22 protein-coding genes and 1 tRNA gene are annotated in these 19,682 nt (G+C 66.3%); 3 read left to right on the top strand and 20 right to left on the bottom strand.

The features are described from left to right. Nucleotides 1–2: 2 nt before the first annotated feature. The 5 genes from NMD1_RS15705 to ahcY all read right to left on the bottom strand — a co-directional run bounded on the left by NMD1_RS15705 (nt 3) and on the right by ahcY (nt 6,108). Nucleotides 3–725 carry a nucleotidyltransferase family protein gene (locus tag NMD1_RS15705; RefSeq protein WP_125955427.1) on the bottom strand — a complete coding sequence of 241 codons (723 nt, stop codon included), beginning with the start codon at nt 723–725 and terminating at the stop codon, nt 3–5. Beyond that, nucleotides 722–1,717, bottom strand: a complete 996-nt coding sequence (locus NMD1_RS15700; RefSeq protein WP_125955426.1) for an aminoglycoside phosphotransferase family protein — start codon at nt 1,715–1,717, stop codon at nt 722–724. The genes NMD1_RS15705 and NMD1_RS15700 overlap by 4 nt, the downstream gene beginning before the upstream one ends. After that, nucleotides 1,708–2,163, bottom strand: coding sequence for a tRNA (adenosine(37)-N6)-threonylcarbamoyltransferase complex ATPase subunit type 1 TsaE (tsaE, locus tag NMD1_RS15695; protein WP_125955425.1), 456 nt, complete (start codon nt 2,161–2,163; stop codon nt 1,708–1,710). The genes NMD1_RS15700 and tsaE overlap by 10 nt, the downstream gene beginning before the upstream one ends. Next, nucleotides 2,160–4,511 (bottom strand): PAS domain-containing sensor histidine kinase, encoded by a 2,352-nt coding sequence (locus NMD1_RS15690; protein ID WP_125955424.1) that lies wholly within the window; start codon nt 4,509–4,511, stop codon nt 2,160–2,162. The genes tsaE and NMD1_RS15690 overlap by 4 nt, the downstream gene beginning before the upstream one ends. Nucleotides 4,512–4,698: 187 nt before the next feature. Next, nucleotides 4,699–6,108: an adenosylhomocysteinase gene (ahcY, locus tag NMD1_RS15685; protein ID WP_124807456.1), complete on the bottom strand. Its 1,410-nt coding sequence runs from the start codon at nt 6,106–6,108 to the stop codon at nt 4,699–4,701. 323 nt (nt 6,109–6,431) lie between these two features. Here ahcY and NMD1_RS15680 point away from each other — a divergent pair, with 323 nt between their 5' ends. Beyond that, nucleotides 6,432–6,911, top strand: a complete 480-nt coding sequence (locus NMD1_RS15680) for a peroxiredoxin (RefSeq protein ID WP_125955423.1) — start codon at nt 6,432–6,434, stop codon at nt 6,909–6,911. 68 nt (nt 6,912–6,979) lie between these two features. Here NMD1_RS15680 and NMD1_RS15675 read toward each other — a convergent pair whose 3' ends face one another. The 11 genes from NMD1_RS15675 to grxC all read right to left on the bottom strand — a co-directional run bounded on the left by NMD1_RS15675 (nt 6,980) and on the right by grxC (nt 12,690). Continuing rightward, nucleotides 6,980–7,699, bottom strand: a complete 720-nt coding sequence (locus NMD1_RS15675) for a TorF family putative porin (protein WP_125955422.1) — start codon at nt 7,697–7,699, stop codon at nt 6,980–6,982. Next, nucleotides 7,699–8,163: a hypothetical protein gene (locus NMD1_RS15670; protein WP_125955421.1), complete on the bottom strand. Its 465-nt coding sequence runs from the start codon at nt 8,161–8,163 to the stop codon at nt 7,699–7,701. Before NMD1_RS15670 ends, NMD1_RS15675 begins: the two co-directional genes overlap by 1 nt. Next, nucleotides 8,160–8,693: a PaaI family thioesterase gene (locus tag NMD1_RS15665; protein ID WP_233497702.1), complete on the bottom strand. Its 534-nt coding sequence runs from the start codon at nt 8,691–8,693 to the stop codon at nt 8,160–8,162. The genes NMD1_RS15670 and NMD1_RS15665 overlap by 4 nt, the downstream gene beginning before the upstream one ends. Nucleotides 8,694–8,726: 33 nt before the next feature. Next, nucleotides 8,727–9,338 carry a GTP cyclohydrolase I FolE gene (folE, locus tag NMD1_RS15660; protein WP_124807461.1) on the bottom strand — a complete coding sequence of 204 codons (612 nt, stop codon included), beginning with the start codon at nt 9,336–9,338 and terminating at the stop codon, nt 8,727–8,729. Nucleotides 9,339–9,553: 215 nt separating this feature from the next. Continuing rightward, complete coding sequence (locus NMD1_RS15655) at nt 9,554–9,865, bottom strand: septum formation initiator family protein (RefSeq protein ID WP_124807462.1); 312 nt, start codon at nt 9,863–9,865, stop codon at nt 9,554–9,556. 316 nt (nt 9,866–10,181) lie between these two features. Next, entirely contained in the window at nt 10,182–10,433 is a 252-nt protein-coding gene (infA, locus tag NMD1_RS15650) for a translation initiation factor IF-1 (protein ID WP_124807463.1), read from the bottom strand. Nucleotides 10,434–10,437: 4 nt separating this feature from the next. Beyond that, nucleotides 10,438–10,644, bottom strand: coding sequence for a cold-shock protein (locus NMD1_RS15645; RefSeq protein ID WP_125955420.1), 207 nt, complete (start codon nt 10,642–10,644; stop codon nt 10,438–10,440). 170 nt (nt 10,645–10,814) lie between these two features. After that, nucleotides 10,815–10,891, bottom strand: a tRNA-Arg gene (locus NMD1_RS15640). Between the two features lie 91 nt (nt 10,892–10,982). Beyond that, nucleotides 10,983–11,504: a DUF1178 family protein gene (locus tag NMD1_RS15635; protein ID WP_125955419.1), complete on the bottom strand. Its 522-nt coding sequence runs from the start codon at nt 11,502–11,504 to the stop codon at nt 10,983–10,985. A 49-nt stretch (nt 11,505–11,553) separates the two neighbouring features. Next, nucleotides 11,554–12,414 (bottom strand): carbon-nitrogen hydrolase family protein, encoded by an 861-nt coding sequence (locus NMD1_RS15630; protein ID WP_233497700.1) that lies wholly within the window; start codon nt 12,412–12,414, stop codon nt 11,554–11,556. Nucleotides 12,415–12,423: 9 nt separating this feature from the next. Beyond that, the gene (gene grxC, locus NMD1_RS15625; RefSeq protein ID WP_124807467.1) at nt 12,424–12,690 is read right to left on the bottom strand and encodes a glutaredoxin 3; all 267 of its coding nucleotides are present in this window, start codon (nt 12,688–12,690) and stop codon (nt 12,424–12,426) included. 211 nt (nt 12,691–12,901) lie between these two features. Between grxC and NMD1_RS15620 the strand changes: the two genes are divergently transcribed. Continuing rightward, nucleotides 12,902–13,363 carry an Hsp20 family protein gene (locus tag NMD1_RS15620; RefSeq protein ID WP_124807468.1) on the top strand — a complete coding sequence of 154 codons (462 nt, stop codon included), beginning with the start codon at nt 12,902–12,904 and terminating at the stop codon, nt 13,361–13,363. A 71-nt stretch (nt 13,364–13,434) separates the two neighbouring features. Here NMD1_RS15620 and NMD1_RS15615 read toward each other — a convergent pair whose 3' ends face one another. The 4 genes from NMD1_RS15615 to tpiA form a co-directional block, all read right to left on the bottom strand. Next, nucleotides 13,435–14,139: a Crp/Fnr family transcriptional regulator gene (locus tag NMD1_RS15615; RefSeq protein ID WP_124807469.1), complete on the bottom strand. Its 705-nt coding sequence runs from the start codon at nt 14,137–14,139 to the stop codon at nt 13,435–13,437. 148 nt (nt 14,140–14,287) lie between these two features. Continuing rightward, nucleotides 14,288–15,919 (bottom strand): CTP synthase, encoded by a 1,632-nt coding sequence (locus NMD1_RS15610; RefSeq protein WP_124807470.1) that lies wholly within the window; start codon nt 15,917–15,919, stop codon nt 14,288–14,290. 195 nt (nt 15,920–16,114) lie between these two features. Further along, nucleotides 16,115–16,522 carry a preprotein translocase subunit SecG gene (gene secG / locus NMD1_RS15605; RefSeq protein WP_124807471.1) on the bottom strand — a complete coding sequence of 136 codons (408 nt, stop codon included), beginning with the start codon at nt 16,520–16,522 and terminating at the stop codon, nt 16,115–16,117. A gap of 82 nt (nt 16,523–16,604) precedes the next feature. Then, nucleotides 16,605–17,375, bottom strand: coding sequence for a triose-phosphate isomerase (gene tpiA / locus NMD1_RS15600; RefSeq protein WP_125955417.1), 771 nt, complete (start codon nt 17,373–17,375; stop codon nt 16,605–16,607). A 369-nt stretch (nt 17,376–17,744) separates the two neighbouring features. Between tpiA and NMD1_RS15595 the strand changes: the two genes are divergently transcribed. Further along, entirely contained in the window at nt 17,745–19,679 is a 1,935-nt protein-coding gene (locus tag NMD1_RS15595; protein WP_125955416.1) for a peptidylprolyl isomerase, read from the top strand. The last annotated feature ends 3 nt before the right edge of the window (nt 19,680–19,682 follow it).

Raw genomic sequence — 19,682 nt, 5'->3', positions numbered from 1 at the left:
CGTCACATCCGGGTCAGCGCGGCCTCGGTCGGCGCGATCATCTGCGGCTCGCCGACCTCGTACCACAGCCCGGTATGCGACACGCCATGAAGCCGCCCTTCGGCAATGGCACGGTTCCACAGCACGCCGGTGGAGAACGATCCCTCGGGCGCGTCGCGCAGCAGGCGGTGCGACACGATCTGCAACCCGGTGTAGATGAACGGCGCGATCCGGCCGGGCCGGCGGCGCGTGATCCGCCCTTCCTGATCGAGATGGAAATCGCCCGGCCCCTGGAAGTTGAACGCACGCGCATGGTTCACCAGCAGCAGCAGCGCGTCCATCTTCTCAGGGTCCCACGCATCGCTCAACGCGCCGAAGGCGTTGCGCGGGCCATCGAGCCAGATGTTGTCGCTGTTCACGCAGAAAAACGGATCGGCATCGATCAACGGCAAGGCGCGGATCATGCCGCCGCCGGTTTCCAGCAGGGCATCGCGTTCGTCCGAGATCGAAATCGCGGGGTGCTGCCTCTGTTCGAGATAGGCCTCGATCTGATCGGGCAGGTAATGGACGTTGACCACCGCGCGCGCGACGCCGGCTTCTTCCAGCTTGTCGAGCGCGTAGTCGATCAGCGGCTTGCCCGCCACGCGCACCAGCGGCTTGGGCCGCGTCGCGGTCAGCGGGCGCATCCGCTTACCGATGCCAGCGGCCATGACCATGGCCACATCGCTGGCGAGAGGCTTGGTCATACCAAAAACACCCCGCCGCCCGCCGCGCGCACCTCGCCCGGGATATTCGCATCGAACCAGCGCGCCACCGGCGCCAGCGCGGGGTGCGCCAGATCGCGTTCGAGCATTGCCCACACGCGGGGGATATAGCCAAGGTAGCGCGGCTTGCCGTCGCGCTTCCACAGGCGCACGAAAATCCCCACGATCTTGGCGTTGCGCTGCGCGCCCAGCACCGCGTAGTCGGCGAGGAAATCATCGCCCGGCCGCGCCCGCTCGACGTAATAGTCGAACATCGCCGCTTCGAGTTCGGGACTCACGTCGCGCCGCGCGTCCTGCAACAGCGAAACGAGGTCATAGGCCCGATGGCCGGCCAGCGCGTCCTGGAAATCGAGCAGGCCCTGATCGCCCGTACCGCCCAGCAGCATGATGTTTTCGGCGTGGTAATCGCGCAGCACCGTCACGCCCTCGCCCTGCCGGGCCAGCAGCGGCGTCAGCACCTCTTCCCACGCCGCGGCCCAGCCGCGCGCGTCGACCTGCAGCCCGCGCGCGGGGCAGAACCAGTCGGTGAACAGCTTGGTCTCGCGCAAGTACTCCGCCATGCCATAGGGCGGGAACGGCCCGGCGGGGAGCGTGCCGGCCTTGAGCAGCGCGTCGATCGCGGCGCGATAGACCGCCTCCTCGTCCTGCGGCCAGGCCTCGACATATTCGCGCATCCGCACGTCGCCGAAGTCTTCGAGCAGGACGAAGCCCTCCTCCGCCCGTTCGGCCAGAATGCGCGGTGCGCGCAACCCGTTGGCATCGAGCCACTTCGCCGCGCGCAGGAACGGCGCGGGATCTTCCTGCGGCGGTGGCGCGTGCATGAGCATCGCATCGCCAGCCCCGCCGCGAATGCGGAAGTAGCGGCGGAACGAGGCATCGCCGGGCAGCGGATCGATCATCGCACCGGTCCAGCCGGCTTCGGCCAGAAACGCTTCGACGCCAACGGGGACGCCATCGGGTATCGTCAGGTCCATGATCCGCGCTCTATCCAATCCGGCCCCGGCTCGACAATGGCCGTGCGCCCGCTTTCCGCCGATTCCAACAGGATTGAAAGGCAACCGCGCTCGTGGGCAAAGCCGCCGGCGTGTTCGGGCCATTCGGCCAGCATCGCCGCCCCCATGCGATAGTCATCCAGCCCCAGTTCCTCCACTTCGGAAGGGTCTTCCAGCCGATAGAAGTCCGCGTGCACCAGCGGCAGGCGCACCGTCGGCGGATCGTAGCATTCGATGATCGCGAAACTGGGCGAAGGCACCTCGCCCTCGTGCCCCAGCGCGGCGATCACCGCGCGCGCCAGCGTGGTCTTGCCCGCGCCCAGCCCGCCCGAAAGCGCCACCACGTCGCCGGGCCGCAACCGCCCGGCGATCCGCGCGGCCAGCGCCTCGGTCGCGGCGATATCGGGCAGGGGAACGCGCTCGCTCACGGCAGGTCCACGATCGCGGCGGTGCCCTGCCCCGGTTCGGACAGAAGCTCGATGGTGCCGCCGTGCGCTTCCACCAATTGCCGCACCAGCGGCAAGCCCAATCCCTGCCGCCGCTCCGCCGCGCGGCCATCGGGCGTGACCTTCAGGCCCTCCATCGCGCGCGCCAGCACCGCCGGCTCCATGCCGCCGCCGTTGTCCGAAATCACCACCCGCACCCCCTGGCGCTGGCGCGTGCATTCGATCAGAATGCGCCCGCCTTCCGGCGTGGCGGCGATGGCGTTGTCCACCAGTTGCCCAAAGGCCCGCGCCAGCCGCCGCGCATCGCCCGTCACCGTGCCGACCGAGGCATTGCCGCGCAAGTCGAGCGACAGGCCCGCGGCGGAAATCCGGTCCGAGCGTTCCTTGACGACGCCGGTCAGCAGGGGAAAAATCTCCACCGGATCGCGCGCCAGCGGCAGCGTGCCAGCCTCGCTCTGCGACAGGTCGAGCACGTTCTCGATCTGCTCGCCCAGCCGCTCGACCGAGGCGAGGATCGCCGCCACGTATTCCTGGCCCTGCGGCGTCAGTTCACCGGCGATACCGCTTTGCAGCAGTTCGGCAAACCCGCCGATCGAGGTCAGCGGCGTGCGGAATTCATAGCTCATGTTGGCGATGAAGCGCGTTTTCACCGCATCGGCTTCCACCAGCGCCGCATTGCGTTCGCGCAGCGCGGTTTCGGCCTTCTGCGAATCCGTGATATCCAGCACCGTCAGCAGTCCGTTGCCATCGGGCAACGGCACGCCCGCGAATTCAAGATAGCGCCCGTCGGCTAGCGCCAGCCGCCCGCTGCGCTGGCGGCGCTCCAGCGTCGCCGCCTGGATCACCTGGCCGATCGTGCCGACTTGCGACGGACGCTTCAATTGCTGGGCGATGCGGGTGAGCAGCACGTCAGCGCGCGGGTGGGTATCGAGGAAGCTGTCCTCCAGCCCCCATTCGGCCACGAAGCGGCGGTTCCACAGCTGCAACCGGCCATCGGGCGCGAACACGGCCAGCGCTTCGAACAGGTTGTCGAAGGTGGCCGTGCGCGTGCGCAGCAGCGTGTCGCGCGTCGCCGAAAGCTGGAGCTGTTCGGTGCGGTCCTCGAAGATCATCAGCAGCCCGCCATCGGGCATCGGCTGGCCCACCACGCGCAAATGCGTGCCATCGTGAAGATGCCACGATTCCTCGCGGGGATCGCGCGCCAGGAACCAGCCCTGCCGCTCGCGGCGCCATTCGGGAAAATCGCGCACTTCGGGCAGGCGCCCGGCATCGCGGATGCGATCCAGCACGCGGTCGAACGGCGGGGTATCGGCCACCCACGCCTGTGGCACGCCGAAGATGCGCAGGAACGGCTGGTTGGCGAAAACGAGGTTCCGGCGCTCGTCGAACTGCGCGATGCCGGCGGACAGCGTATCCAGCATCTCGCGCTGTGCTTCGCGGAACCGGCGGAACTGGCGCATCAGTTCCTCCAGTTCCTCGATGTCCACGGCATAGCCGGCGACACCTTCATCCCCCAGCGGCAGGTCGCTGACCCGCACCGAGCGGCGCTGGCCGCCGATCGTGGCGGACACGATGCGTTCGACCGGCGCCTTGCGCGCCAGCACGTGCCGCGCCACTTGCGCCGCGGTCAGCCCGTCGGCCGCCTCGATCAGTTCGATGCCTTGCGTGACGACATCGTCCGCGCTCTTGGCCCCCACGGCCTTCACATAGGCGCTGTTGACCAGCCGCAATTCCATGTCGGGACCGCGAAACCACATTGGCAGCGGCGCCGCCTCGATCAAGCCGGAAAGGCCGGCGAAATCGGCGCGCGCCCCGGCCGCTTCCGCGCGCAGCTTGCGCAGCTCGGCCTCGCTATCGCTGAAATCGAAGAACCACACGAGCGCGGAACCGCCAGGGGAAACCTGCGGGTCGGCCAGATGCCCGCGCACCGCCAGGCAGCGCGTGCCGCCGCGCGGGGTCAGCACCATGCGGAATGCCGCGCCGGTCTTCTGCGCGCGGCGCACGGCATCGCTCAGTTGCGAAAGCTGCACTTCGTTGAGGCCGCGATCGCTGGCATCGCCGGCATCGAGTTCGGAAAGATAGCCCGGCATGGCATCGAGGCCGAGCCAGCCCGCCAGCCGCGATGGCCCCTCGATCCGCCCGTCGGCCCGCACCAGCAACGGCAGGGCCGGCGATTCGTCCACCATCCGCGTCAGCCGGCGCGCCAGCCGGTGGTGTGCTTCGGCCTTGCGCGCCCGCCCGCGCGCGACAAGCACGGCCCAGCCCGCCGCAACGGTCCATGCGGCAACCAGCAATCCCACGATGACCAGCACGGTCTGGTTCAGAAGCATCCGCCCCTCGCTATGCGGGCCTTGCGCCGATGACAACCGGCACGCACTTCAAATCTGGTGAGGAGCGCCGCGAAAGCCACCATATCGTGCGAAGCCGCAAGGCGGCTCCCACGAAAACGGCCCCCGCAGCCATGCTGGGGGGCCGTATCGCATTTCCAAATCGCCTGGCCGCCGTAGCGGCGACGGGTCAGTAGCGGTAATGATCCGGCTTGAACGGTCCCGCTTCCGAAACGCCGATGTAGGCCGCCTGCTTGGGCGAGAGCTTCGACAGCTTCACGCCCAGCTTTTCGAGGTGAAGCGCGGCCACCTTTTCGTCGAGGTGCTTGGGCAGCACGTAGACATCGTTCTTGTACTGGTCAGACTTGGTGAACAGTTCGATCTGCGCCAGCGTCTGGTTGGTGAAGCTGGACGACATGACGAAGCTGGGGTGGCCGGTGGCGCAGCCCAGGTTCACCAGCCGGCCCTTGGCCAGCACGATAATCTGCTTGCCGTCCGGGAATTCGACCAGGTCGGTGCCCGGCTTCACTTCGGTCCACTTGTAGTTCGACAGCGCGGCGATCTGGATCTCGCTGTCGAAGTGGCCGATGTTGCAGACGATCGCCATCGGCTTCATCGCCTTCATGTGCTCGGCGGTGATGACGTCCTCGTTGCCGGTCGCCGTCACGAAGATGTCGCAGCGCGTGACCGCTTCTTCCATGGTGACGACTTCATAGCCTTCCATCGCCGCCTGCAGCGCGCAGATCGGATCGATTTCGGTGACCATCACGCGCGCGCCGCCCTGGCGCAGCGAGGCGGCGGAGCCCTTGCCCACATCGCCGAAGCCGGCAACGCAGGCGACCTTGCCGGCCAGCATCACGTCGGTCGCGCGGCGGATCGCGTCAACCAGCGATTCCTTGCAGCCATAGAGGTTGTCGAACTTCGACTTGGTGACGGAATCGTTCACGTTGATCGCGGGGAACGGCAGCTTGCCGTCCTTGGCGATCTGATACAGGCGGTGGACGCCGGTGGTGGTCTCTTCCGAAACGCCCTTGATGGCCTTCACCGACTGGGTGAGGTAGCCGGGCTTCTTCTTGAGGAACGCGGTCAGCGCGCGGACGAACTCGATTTCCTCGGCGTTCGAAGGCTCGAACAGCTTTTCGCCGGCTTCGACGCGCGCGCCCCACAGCGCGAACATGGTGGCATCGCCGCCGTCGTCGAGGATCATGTTGGCGGTCTGGTCATCACCCCAGTCGAAGATCGAACCGACGTAATCCCAGTAGTCGGCCAGGCTTTCGCCCTTTACCGCGAACACGGGGATGCCGGCGGCGGCGATTGCGGCGGCGGCGTGGTCCTGCGTCGAGAAGATGTTGCAGGTGGCCCAGCGCACGTCGGCGCCCAGCGCCACCAGCGTTTCGATGAGAACGGCGGTCTGGATCGTCATGTGCAGCGATCCGGTGATGCGCGCGCCCTTGAGCGGCTGTGCAGCGCCGAATTCCTGGCGCAGCGCCATCAGGCCGGGCATTTCGGTTTCGGCGATCGCGATTTCCGCGCGGCCGAAGTCGGCAAGCCCGATATCGGCGATCACATAGTCCTTTTCGGCATCGAGCACGCTGGCCACGAAGCATTCTCCTGGATGAGTTCAAGCCCGCCCGCCGGACCACACGATAGCGGCCGACAGGTTGGCGGGTCTGCCGCCGCCTTAGCCGCTTGCACGAGCGGACGCAATATAAAGGAAACTTTATATGGCTGCATTAACGTCTCGAAAGAACGCAAACCCGCAAACCGCGCAGGACCGGGCGGGATGCCCTTCCCCACCGACGAAATTTCTCCCCCGCGCTTGCGCTTGTGTTGCACCGTCTTGCGGCCGGCCTATATCCTCCCTGCTGTCATAGACCCGGCCGACAGGTCCGGGCGGCACATCCAGAAGAAAGGATATTGGGGATGACGATTGCGGTTGGAGAAAAGCTGCCCGACGTGAAGCTGGTCAAGGCCACGGCGGAAGGCCCGGAAGCGGTGCAGAGCGCCGACTACTTCAAGGGCAAGAAGGTCGCCCTGTTCTCGGTTCCCGGTGCGTTCACGCCCACCTGTTCGGCCAAGCACCTGCCGGGCTTCGTCGAGAAGGCCGCCGATCTCAAGGCCAAGGGCATTGATGAAATCGCCTGCACGGCGGTTAACGATCCCTTCGTGATGAAGGCGTGGGGTGCGGCCAGTGGCTCGCCCGACGTGACCATGCTGGCGGACGGCAATGGCGATTTCGCCAAGGCCGTGGGCCTCACCATGGATGGCTCGGGCTTCGGCCTCGGCACGCGCGGCCAGCGCTTCTCGATGGTGGTGAACGATGGCGTGGTCGAGCAGCTCAACGTCGAAGCGCCGGGCGATTTCAAGGTCAGCTCTGCCGAATACATGCTCGAAAACCTCTGAGCGCTTTCCGGCCCTTCCCCCGTGCAGGAAGGGCCGGACGCTTCGCCGACCGTTAGAACGCTGGTCCTTCAGAACGACAGCCGCACGCGCCCGATCACCCGGTCGCCCGTGTGGCCGCCGGGCGCTCCGTCCTTCACATCGGTCCCTGTATAATCCAGCCCAACCAGCAGCGGACCCCGTGCATAGTCCGCGCCAATCCTCCAGTCGGTATAGGCCCCGTGCGGTCGCAGCCGCGCCGCGCGCGCGGGATCGCGCACGCTACCCCGCGAATGGCCGAGCGAGGCCGAAAGGCTGAACGGTGTTGCCGGAATGCCCAGCGCGGCATCGCCATAGAAGTACAGGTTGTCGCCGCCGATCGCGCTTTGCCGCGGGGCATAGCGCGCACCGGCTCCGATCCGCGCCGGCCCCAGCGCATAGCTCGCGCCCAGCCCCAGTTCGGCATAGTGAGCGGCATCGTCCGCGCCTGCGAACAGATGCCCGGAAACCAGCGCGCTCACGTCGAACAGGCCGATCGTCCAGCGGCGTGCCAGCGTCAGATCGGCCACGGCATCCGCGCCCAGATGCCGCGCCGCGCCGCGCGTGGCCGCCATTCGCGCGGACAGGTCGAAACCCGCGAGGGAAACCGCAGCGTCTGCCGAAGCGCTTGCCTTGCCCTCGCTCCAGCTCAGCCCGCGACGAACCTCGTCGGTCGTCGCCTCCACGCCGAACGAGGGTATACCCTGCGCCTGCGCGGTCGCAACACCAGCCATGAGGGCCGGCACCGCCAGTATCGTCACGCGGATCGCCATCAGCCTTCCCGATGCCCCGCGTGCAATCGCTCGGCGTCCGCGATCACCTCCTGCCGATCTTCCCGCGCGGCGGCGAGCATTTCGGCGCGCAGCTGGTCGGTGCGCCGCGCCACTTCTCCGGCAATCGCGGATTCCTGCCCCTTGCACCATCCCGCGCGCGTGCCGGTGAGCACACGCGGCCGCTCAAGCTGCCGGCTTGCGAGCGCGCCCGAAGGCAAGCGCGCTTCGCGCCGAACGGTGAGATCGACGCTCCACACACAGCGCAGCGAGGCCATGCGGCCGCCCGGTCCTGGCGCGCCGATCTGGCGCTGCACCGTTTGCGTCATCACCTGATAGCGCGCCTCGACGGTGCCGCCGCGATGCTCGATACGTTCGACGTGATCGGGCGCGGCCGGTGCCGTTGCTATGGCGGGCGTGGCCAGCCCTACGCCGGACAACAGCCCGGCGATCCACAATGCCTTCATGGTTCGGTCTCCTGCAATGCCCCGGCCTCTTTTTCGCCGGTGACGGAGACGAACCTAGTGCGCCCGACGCACCTGCAAAGCCCTGGAATTGTAATGTATTTTGTCTGGCTCAGGGCTACCCCGGCAGCGCGTAAGTGACCGTCGCCTGCGCGACGGGCTCGTCGGGATCGCTCTGCCACAGCCGCACGTCGATCATCGCCAACCGCCAGGCGCGCTTCCGCGATGACCCGCGCCCGCCGAGCGCCGCGCAGGAACACGATATTGAGATTGCTGGTGACCGCCATAGCCTGCGGTCCAATGTGGGCCAGCACCACCGCGTAGGCGGCCACGTCCGCCAGCGCCATCTGTGTCGGTCCGGACACGAGATCACCGGGCCGCAGACTTTCTCCGCCCGGATCGAGGTGCATGCGGGCCAGACCGGGGGCAATGTCTGACACCACGCCGATACGCGCGTGCGCTTCCTCCGGAAACGCACGCAGTAAAAAGGCCTGGAGGTCCGGCACGGTCATCACGGGTTTGTACTGCGCCATCGACAGCCCTGATGGGAATGTTCGCGCGCCCGATCAGTAGCCCATCAGGCTCAGCACTTCCTTGCGGCTGCGCGAATCCTCTAGGAAGCAGCCCAGCATCCGGCTGGTCACCATGCCAACGCCCGGCGTGCGCACGCCACGGCCGGTCATGCAGCCATGCTGCGCCTCGATCACCACGGCCACGCCCTGCGGATGCAAGTTGTCCCAGATGCATTGCGCGACTTCCGCTGTCAGCCGTTCCTGGATCTGCAGGCGCTGGGCAAAGCCGTGCAGCACGCGTGCCAGCTTGGAAATGCCCACGACCTTGCGGCTCGGCAGATAGGCGATCGCCGCCTTGCCGGTGATCGGCGCCATGTGGTGTTCGCAATGCGACTGGAAGGGAATGTCCTTCAGCAGCACGATCTCGTCGTAGCCGCCCACTTCCTCGAACTGGCGCGTCAGGTGGATGGCCGGATCGTCGGCATAGCCCTGGCAATATTCGCGCCAGGCGCGCGCCACGCGCTTGGGCGTATCGAGCAGCCCTTCGCGCGCCGGATCGTCACCGGTCCAGCGGATCAGCGTGCGGATAGCTTCCTGCACCTCCTGCGGCACCGGCTCCTTGCCGCGCGCCAGATCTTCGTCGTCAGTGCCGGTCGAGCAAGCCATTTCGTTCCCCTGATGCCGGGTTTCTTTTCCGGTCGCTTTGCACGTGGAATTACCCGCCGGGTAGTGCCTCGCGATATGAACCGCAATGCCCGCTTGGTTTCAGGCCCGCAAGTGGCACTTTGCTGCCCTCATGGGCATGGCCAGTTTGCGCAGATCGCATCGCGTGCCCCGCATAAAGCGTCAACAAGCACGCGTCGGGCGAACGAAGTCGCGAATTACTGGTGCGGAATGACCAGCTCGTCAGGGTGCGCGACGTTAAGGTTGCTGCGCAGCAACTCACCCACCAGATCAGGATCGGCGTGGCGCGGATCGAGGAGGTTGACGCGGTTGCGCAAATGATCGCGCTCCGCCGTCAGTTGCGCCACTTCCTTCTGTCGCTGTTCGAGCATCCGCGCGTTCTCGCTCCAGGCGAGCAGTCCGCTCGGCCCGGCCAGCCCCATGGCGCCCAGAAACAGCAACGCCAGCAGCGCCGCCGTCTGGGTCAGGCTTTCCTTGGGCAGTCGCAGATTGTGGCGGCGGCGCTTCATTCTGTCACAGAATCATACTTAACCATTGGATTCAAGCCCTAATCCAATGGACCGGCCTGACGCGCCGCTATCGCAAGCGGCGCCAGGCGGCAAGAACGAAGGTCAATCGACCATCTGCATGACCGCGGCCTGCAATTCGCGGCGGGTCAGCAGCGGAGACTGGCGGGGGCTGAGTACGAAACCGCGATGGCGGTCAATCGATGGATGCGGATTGCGCATCCGGGGAAAACTGGAAACCAAATTGGAAAAAAACATGAATACCTTGAATATGTTATGCAATATTGCGCGTTGATTGCGCGCCGTCCTGAGTTGAGTGTTAGCGCCGCTTGCGGAACGCGCCCGTGCTCTGGACCTTTTCGCGGAACACGATGCGTCCCTTGGTCAGATCATAGGGCGTCATTTCGACCTTGACCCGGTCGCCCACGATCGAGCGGATGCGGAATTTCCGCATCTTGCCCGCCGTATAGGCGATGATCCGGTGATCGTTCTCCAGGACGACGCCGAAGCGGCCGTCCGGGAGAATTTCATCGATCTGGCCGTCGAGTGTCAGAAGATCCTCTTTGGCCAAGGGATCAAACCGTTTCCAGGTTGACGGCCGACGTCTTGCCGCGACGGTCGGTTTCCAGCTCGTACTTGACGCGCTGGTCCTTGTTCAGCGTGGCCAGTCCGGAACGCTCGACAGCGCTGATGTGGACAAAGTTGTCGGGCGCGCCGTCTTCCGGCGCGATGAAACCGTAACCCTTGTCGGAATTGAAGAATTTGACGGTGCCGATAGGCATGGGATGTTTCCTTTTCACGAAAACGAAAAACCCACCCGCAACAGCGCGGATGGAGCCGGTAGCGTGACAAAGGAAGGAGAGCCGTGGCCGGCGTCAAATTCCGTCGAAAGCGACGATAGCAAAAGGAACCTAGGGCTTTTGCCGGAAAAAGTCAAGGTTCGCGCTGAAAGTGGTGCGCCCGACAGGATTCGAACCTGTGGCCCCCAGATTAGGAATCTGGTGCTCTATCCTGCTGAGCTACGGGCGCCCGCGCTCCCTTTAGGGGGCCTCGTGCGCGCTGGCAATCGCGCTTGATCGCAACATGGCGATCTGTCTGCGCCAATGCGCGTTGCGGGACGTCAGTTGGTTTCGCCGGGCGGCGCGATCGGAAACAGGACGGGCGCGATCTCGATCCCTTCCTCGATCAGATCACGCGCTTCCTCGGGCGTGGCCTGGCCGTGGATCGCCTCCACGTCCTTTTCGCCATAATGCATCGCCCGCGCATCGTCGGCGAAGCTGTCGCCCACCCATTTCGAGGACTTGAGCGCTTCAGCCTGCATCGTCGCCAGCGCCTTGAACATGGCGACCGCCTCGGGAGGAAGACCTCCGCCCGCCATCACTTGCGGTGAGGAGCTGCCAGCCGTTACAGGCGCTGGCGCGGCGGCCACGGCCGCACCCTTGTCGGTCGGCACCCGAGCCGGAACCTGGTTGCCCTTGCGCCCCACATGCGGGGCCATCACCGCCTTGCCGACATCACCGGAGCCGCAGGTGGGACAGGTGAGGAGACCCCGCGCCTGCTGCTGCGCGAAGTCGTCCGACGAGCCGAACCAGCCCTCGAAACGATGCCCGCCATCGCGGCACTCAAGATCAAAGACGATCATATGACAGCCGATTTAGGGATTTCGCGGCCCGCCGCAAGAGCCTCACGGCTCACCCTGCCGGGATCGGCTGCTTGTTGATGAGGCTGGGCAGTTGCGCGCGCACTTCGGCGATGCGCGCGGGATCGAGCGTGGCGAAGCCCAGGCCAGGTTCCTCGCCCATGTCCAGCAGCACTTCGCCCCATGGATCGATGACGAGGCTGTGCCCGTAAGTCTCGCGCCCGTCCTCGTGCCGTCCGGCCTGCGCTGTGGCGATCACGAAGGCGCTGGCTTCAACCGCGCGGGCGCGCTGCATCAGGTGCCAGTGCGCCTTGCCGGTGGGCACGGTGAACGCCGCCGGGATGGCGATGACATCGCACTGCCGCCGGCCGAGTTGCTCGAACAGGGCGGGAAAGCGCACGTCGTAGCATATCGCCAGCCCCAGCCGGCCGATCGGCGTTTCCGCCGTTACCACGCTGTCACCGGGGCGATAGGCGGCGGATTCGCGCCAGCTTTCACCCGTCGCCAGATCGACGTCGAACATGTGGATCTTGTCATAGCGCGCCACGATCGCGCCGGTGGCGTCGATCAGGAACGAACGGTTGGCCCAGCGCCCTTCGCCCGATGCGGCTTCCCCGGTCATGGCTTCGCCGCCGCGCTGCACAGCCAGAGATCCGATGGCCACCCATATGCCGTGTTGCGCCGCCGCCGCGCGCACCGCCGCCAGCACCGGATTGGCGTCTTCCGCCACGATATGCGGCGTCGCGCGCTTGCGGTCGCGGTCGAGCAGGCCCGCCATTTCGGGCGTGAACAGGATTGCCGCGCCGCCGTGCGCCGCGCGGCCCACGGCATCCACGATCGCCGCGGCATTGGCTGCGGGATCGATGCCGGTGGTCATCTGGAACAGCGCAACCCGCACCGGACCATCGGGCATGGTCATGCCCTAGAGGCCCAGCAGGGGATCGAGCTTGCCGGCGGAATCCAGCGCATAGAGATCGTCGCAGCCGCCGACGTGCGTTTCGCCGACGAAGATTTGCGGCACCGTCATAGCGGCGGGCGCGCGGGCGAGCATTTCCTGCTTCTTCGGGCCGCCCATGGTCACATCGAATTCCTCGAAGGCCACGCCCTTCTTTTCGAGCAGCGCCTTGGCCCGCACGCAGTAGGGGCAACCCCATTTGGTGTAGATATCGACTTTGGGCGTTCCGGCCATGATGTCCTCTTGTCCGGGCGCGTCCGGGAACGCGCCCTTCGCTGTTTGCATGCACGCGAAAATGCGCATCGGGGTCTTGAATTTCAACCGGGCTATCACACATCCATTTTCGTGTCATGCGCCGCGCTGGCGGGCATGGCCGCAAGGTCCAAGGGAACGCCGAACCGGGTTCCTGCGGAAGAGTGCAGATTGCTCAACAGAGGATATTGCCATGAACCGTTTTGATTTCACTCCTTACCGCCGCACCACCGTGGGTTTCGATCGCCTGTTCGACCTGCTCGAACGCCAGGCCCGCGCCAATGCCGGCGATAACTATCCGCCCTTCAACATCGAACGCCGTGGCGAGGATGCCTACCGCATCACGCTGGCCGTCGCCGGCTTCAAGCCGGAAGACATCGACATCACCGCCCAGCAGAACCTGCTGGTGGTGAAGGGTGCCAAGCCGGATGCCGAGGACCGTCAGTTCCTCCATGTCGGAATCGCCAACCGCGGCTTCGAGCGCCGCTTCGAACTGGCCGATTTCGTGCGCGTGGAAGCGGCGGACCTTGCCGACGGGCTGCTCACCATCGACCTCGTGCGCGAAGTGCCCGAAGCGATGAAGCCCAAGAAGGTGCTGATCGGCGAACAGAAGCCGCTGAAGGTGATCGAAGGCGATGCCAGCGCCGCCGCTTGATCGCTTCCATCCGGTGCCGTGAAATCAGGGCGGTCCCTTCGGGGGCCGCCCTTTTTGAATCGGCCGAAACTCTACCAGGCTTCGGCCACGTCGATCAGCGCCTGCCGATCGAGAATGGTCACGCGCCCGCCCTTCAGGCCGACCAGGCCGTTTTCGGCCCAGGCCGAAAGCTGGCGGTTGATCTGTTCGCGTGACATGCCGGCAAAGTTGCCCAGTTCGCCCTGGCTCAGCGCGATCTTGAGCTTCCCGCCGGCGCCGTTTTCCTCGATGTTGGCGTTTTCCGCCATCATCAGGCGCAGCAGGAACCGCGCGAGCCGTGGACCGGAGGTATAGGCCCGGTCCGCCTCGATCACCGCGTTGTTCTGGCGCAGGCGGCGGGCCATGGCGCGCAACAGGCGCAGCGCCAGGCCCTTGTGCAGATCGATGATGTCGGCAAAGGCCGTGCGGCTCAGGCACAGCGCCTCGGTCGGGTCGATCGCCTCGACGCTGGCAGTGCGCTCCCCGCCGTCGAGGAACGCGATCTCGCCCAGCACATGGCCTGGCTCGGCATAGTCGAGGATGATTTCCCGGCCGTTCGCGGCCACCATGCTGACGCGCGCAAGCCCCTTGAGGATGATGAAGAGCGTATCGCCCTCCTCCCCCTGCGCCATCAGTTCCTGCCCCGGCTTGAACGTGCGCAGGTGCGCGCGGCGGATGATGTCGGATAGCTCCGCCTGCTCGCAATCGGCGAACAGGCTTTGCGCGGCCAGCGTATCCGCAAGCTTGGCGGCGTCCATCGTTCAGTATCCCCCAGCAATACCCCGAACGGATTACGGGAATCCGCTCCACCGCGGACAAATAGCCAGAGGAAACTGGCTTTGGCCAGTGCCTAAAGTTAACAAACGGTGAGGATTTGCGCCCCGGGCCGCGCTGGCCCGGCCTGTTTCAGAACAGGCGAGCCTGCTTGACCGCCGCCTCGATGAAGCCGCGGAACAGCGGGTGCGGATCGAACGGGCGGCTCTTGAGTTCGGGGTGGAACTGCACGCCGATGAACCAGGGATGGTCCGGCCGTTCGACGATCTCGGGCAGCAGTCCGTCGGGTGACATGCCGGAAAATACCAGCCCACCCTTTTCCAGCGGCGCGCGATAGGCGCCGTTCACTTCGTAACGGTGGCGGTGGCGCTCGCTGATCGTCGTCGAACCGTAGATCTGCGCGACATGGCTGTTTCCGTCGAGCCTTGCCTCATAGGCGCCCAGCCGCATCGTGCCGCCAAGGTCACCGCCCGCCTGCCGCTTTTCGAGCCCTTCGGGCGTCATCCATTCGGTGATGATGCCCACCACCGGCTCGTCGGTCGGGCCGAACTCGGTGGACGACGCGGCGGCGATGCCGGCGGTGTTGCGCGCGCCTTCGATGCAGGCCATCTGCATGCCCAGGCAGATGCCGAAGAACGGCACGTTGCGTTCGCGCGCGAAGCGGACGGACGCGATCTTCCCCTCGGTGCCGCGCTCGCCGAAGCCACCCGGCACCAGGATGCCGTGCATCGGCTCCAGATGCGCGGCGATCTCGCTGTCGTCCTTCTCGAACAGTTCGGCGTCGAGCCACTTGATGTTGACCTTGACGCGGTTGGCCATGCCACCGTGGACCAGCGCCTCGTTCAGCGACTTGTAGGCGTCCTGCAGCCCCACGTACTTGCCGACGACGCCGATCGTCACCTCGCCCTCGGGGTTCTGGTGGCGGTCGACGATATCGTCCCAGCGGGCAAGGTCCGGCTCCGGCGCGGTCAGGCCAAAGTGGCGCAGCACTTCAGCGTCCAGCCCCTCGGCATGGTACTGCAGCGGTACCGCATAGATGCTCGACGCGTCCAGTGCCGGGATCACCGCCGATTTGCGCACATTGCAGAACTGCGCGATCTTGGCGCGCTCGCCTTCGGGCAGCGGCTTTTCGCAACGGCACAGCAGGATGTCAGGCTGGATGCCCAGCCCGGTCAGCTCGCGCACCGAATGCTGGGTAGGCTTGGTCTTCAGCTCGCCGGCGGCCGCAATATAGGGCACCAGCGTGACGTGGACGAAACAGGTCTGGTCGCGGTCCAGCTCGTTGTGAAGCTGGCGCAGCGCCTCAATGAACGGCAGCCCCTCGATGTCGCCCACCGTGCCGCCGATCTCGCACAATACGAAATCGAGGTCCTCGGTTTCGGTCTGCGCGAAGTCCTTGATCGCGTCGGTCACGTGCGGGATCACCTGCACCGTGGCGCCCAGGTAATCGCCCCGGCGCTCCTTGGCGATGATGTCTCGGTAGATGCGGCCCGACGTGATGTTGTCTGCCTGGCGCGCGGACACGCCGGTGAAGCGCTCGTAGTGCCCCAGATCGAGGTCGGTTTCCGCGCCATCGTCGGTCACATAGACCTCGCCGTGCTGGTACGGGCTCATCGTGCCCGGATCGACGTTGAGATAGGGATCGAACTTGCGGATTCGCACGCGATAGCCGCGCGCCTGCAACAGCGCGGCGAGGCTTGCCGCCATGAGACCTTTGCCGAGCGAGGAGACCACGCCGCCGGTGATAAATATGTACCGCGCCATGGGAGTCGGGCCTTAGCGTCAGAGGTTGAATGGACGCAAGCGGTTACCGGAGAAATTGCTCCGGCAATCCACAAGCTGGATGATTGCGGCCCTTATGTGGCCGCTGAAACGGTCGATCGGCAACAAGCAAAGCGCCCGCCCCGCAAGCCCGGAAAAGGATGCGGGATCGGTGCGCGCTCTATTGCCGGGTAACGGTTACTGCTTCGCGGCACCCTTGAGCGGGTCGGCCGGAACCGCCGCGGGCGCGGGCGCGCTGCCCTGAACGGGCGCCGCGGGCTGCTGGCTCGGCTGCTGACCTTGCGCCGGCGCCAGCGGATCAGCCTTGGGCGCCGGAACCGAACGGTCAAGCGAAGTGTCGATCGTGCTGCCCGAGCTGGTCTTCACCGCCAGCGCGGCAAGCGCGATGCTCAGCACCACGAACGCCGTGGCGAGCACCGTCGTCGCGCGCGTCAGGAAATCCGCCGCGCCGCGCGCCGACATGAAGCCCGAAGGGCTTCCGCCAACGCCCAGGCCGCCACCTTCGGACTTCTGGATCAGAATGACACCGACCAGCGCGGCCGCGACCAGCGCCTGCACGACGGTAAGGAAAATGAAAAGCGACATGATGTTCTGCCTGAAACGATTGGGGCGCATGTAGGCCGCGAACCCGCCGATGGCAAGGCACCGGCTGAGGCCCGGCTGGCGCTCAGGCTTCGCCCGACCCCGCGGCGGCGATGATCGGCAGGAACGCTTCCGCCGTCAGGCTCGCTCCGCCCACCAGCGCGCCACCCACGTCGGCCGCCGACAGCAGATCGGCCGCGTTGCCGGCGTTGACCGAGCCGCCATAGAGAATGCGCACCTTGTCCGCCGCCTCGCCATAGGCCGCGTTGAGCCGCGCGCGCACGGCGGCGTGCATCGCGACCACGTCTTCCACCGCCGCCACGCGGCCGGTACCGATCGCCCATACCGGTTCATATGCGACCGCGATCTTGCCCGCCGCAGCAGCGGCCTGCGCTTCGTCGCCCACCGGCAAAGACGCCGAAACCTGACCGGAAACCACCGCTTCGGCCTTGCCCGCGTCGCGCTCTTCCAGCGTTTCGCCCACGCAAACGATGATCGCCAGCCCGGCCGTCAGCGCGGCATCGGCCTTGGCACGCACGGCGGCATCGGCCTCGCCGTGATCGCGCCGGCGTTCACTGTGCCCCAGAATCACGAAATCGGCGCCGATGTCCGCCAGCATCGCGGCGGAGACGTCGCCCGTATGCGCGCCCTTCACTTCGGCGTGGCAATCCTGCCCGCCGACATTCATCGCGCTCACCGCCTCGCGCAGCGTGTTGATCAGCGTGAACGGCGGCGCGAGCGCAACCTGCACATCGGGAAAGCGTTCGGCAGCACGGTCGATGGCACGGGCTTCGGCCAGCATGGCGCGCGTACCGTTCATCTTCCAGTTGCCAACGATGAAAGGCCGATGAGTCATAGGCTTCGACTGGTCCCCCTAGCAAAACTCGGATTCGCGCCTCCTGAACGTAAGCGAGGCGGACTGAATCGCCGCGCGGCTAACAAACCGCGCATAAGAATGCAAAACGGTTCCTCACAATACGGGGGAAAGCGTTCTCTGCCCGGGCGAAAGCGTTTTGCGCCGCGCCATGCCGCCGCAGAGCGTGGCCGCAGGGTGGCCCCGAGCGCGGCCCCGAGCGCGCCCCGAGCGCGACCATTGCAGGATTCGCGTTTGGTCCCTAAGGCAAGGCCCCTCGTTCGCGCGTGTAGCGTGCGCCCCGGCTTTGCCCGGTCGCCGCTGCACGGGCAACGTGTTGAACCAAAGTTACAAGATAGGCGATTGCCCCCGATGCTCGGCTTTTTCCGTTCCTTCCTCAAATCGCGCCTCGGCGTGATTCTGGCGCTGGTGTTCCTGGCGCTGATCGCCCTGGCTTTCGCCGGCGCGGACATCACCGGCAGCCGGTTTGGCGGCGTAGCGGGCGGCGATCGCGCGGCCTCCGTCGGCGGCGATCGCATCGGCATCGGCGATCTGGGCAAGACCGTGACCCGCGCGTTCGAATCCGAACGGCAGCAGACGCCCACGCTTACGATGAAGGACTTCCTGGAGCAGGGCGCGCTGGACGACGCCCTTTCCGGCATGGTCGATCGCACCGCCATGCTCGAATGGGGCAAGAAGTACGGCATTGTCGCCAGCAGCCGGCTCGTCGACAGCGAAATCGCCAAGATTTCCGCGTTTCAGGGGCCGGACGGCAAGTTCAGCCAGACCACCTACAAGCAGCTCATTGCCCAGCGCGGCCTGACCGAAGCCGGCGTGCGCAACGATATCGGCCAGGGCCTTGTCGCCCGCCAGATCCTGGTGCCCGCCGGGTTCGGCGCGACGATGCCGCGCGATGCCGCGCTGCGCTATGCCGCGCAGATCAAGGAACGCCGCGATGGCGTGATCGCCACGATCCCGTCGCTGGCCTTCGCGCCGAAACAGCCCGCCACCGACCAGCAGCTCGATGCCTTCTATAAGGCGAACCTGGGCCGCTATCGTCAGCCCGAACGCCGCACCGTGCGTTATGCTTTCCTCGATGAAGCAGCGCTCAAGACCGTGCCCGCGCCCACCGATGCCGAAGTCGCGGAACGCTACAAGCTCAACGCGGCGACCTATGCCGCTTCCGAAACCCGCACCGTCACGCAGGTTATCGTCCCCACCGAAGCGGCCGCGCGCGCGCTGGCCGCGGAAGTGGGCGGCGGGAAGGCGATCGAAGCCGCCGCCAAGGAAAAGGGCCTGGGCGCCACGAAGCTGCCCGACCTGACGCGCGAGGCCCTGTCCTCGCAGGCGTCGGACACGGTGGCGGCCGCCGTGTTCGCCACGGCCCAGGGCCAGGTTGCCGCCCCCGCGCGCAGCCCGATCGGCTGGCACGTCATCCGCGTGGATACGATCACCCGCAAACCGGGCAAGACGCTGGATCAGGCCAGGGCGGAAATCGTCGCGGCGATGACGCTCGAAAAGCGCCGGGCGGCGCTGACCGACATGTCCGCCAAGATCGAGCAGCAGTTCGAAAACGGCACCAGCCTTGCCGACGTCGCCAAGTCGATGGGCCTCACCGTCCAGACCACCGCGCCGCTCCTCGCCACCGGGCAGGTCTTCGGTAAGCCTGCCGAAAAGGCCCCGGCGGACGTCGCGCCGCTGCTTGCGGCGGCGTTCTCGATGGAGCGCGAAGGCGAACCGCAGATTTCCGAAGTGCCAGGCAGCACGAAATTCGCGCTGTTCGACGTGGGCGAGATCACCGAGGCCGCGCCCCCTCCGCTCGCGCAGATCAAAGACGTGGTCGCGCGTGATTACGCCGCCGATCAGGGTTCCGCCCAGGCCAAGATCGCCAGCGACAAGATCATGGCCGCGCTCGCCAAGGGCACCTCGCTCACCGATGCGCTGAAAACGCTGGGCGTGGCCCTGCCCGCCCCGCAGGCCGTGAACATGGAGCGCCAGCAGCTTGCCGCCGCCGGTGGTCGCGTGCCCGCGCCGCTGGCCCTGATGTTCAGCATGGCGAAGAAGACCAGCAAGCGGCTGGAAGCGCCGGGCAAGCAGGGATGGTTCATCGTCACGCTGAACGACATCATCCCCGGCCAGGTCGCCGCCAACGATCCCATGCTGCCCACCATCCAGCGCGAGCTGGGCGCGGCGGCCGGGCGCGAGCTGGCCGACGAACTGCGCACCGCCATTCGCAACGAGATCGGCGTGAAGCGCAACGAAACCGCGATCGCGGCCCTGCGCAAGCAGTTGACCGGGGGCCAGTAAGCC

It is taken from the genome of Novosphingobium sp. MD-1, assembly GCF_001014975.1.
GTDB lineage: Bacteria > Pseudomonadota > Alphaproteobacteria > Sphingomonadales > Sphingomonadaceae > Novosphingobium.
The sequence above is the reverse complement of the archived record's forward strand: the minus strand, read 5'-3'. Positions and strand labels throughout refer to the sequence as shown.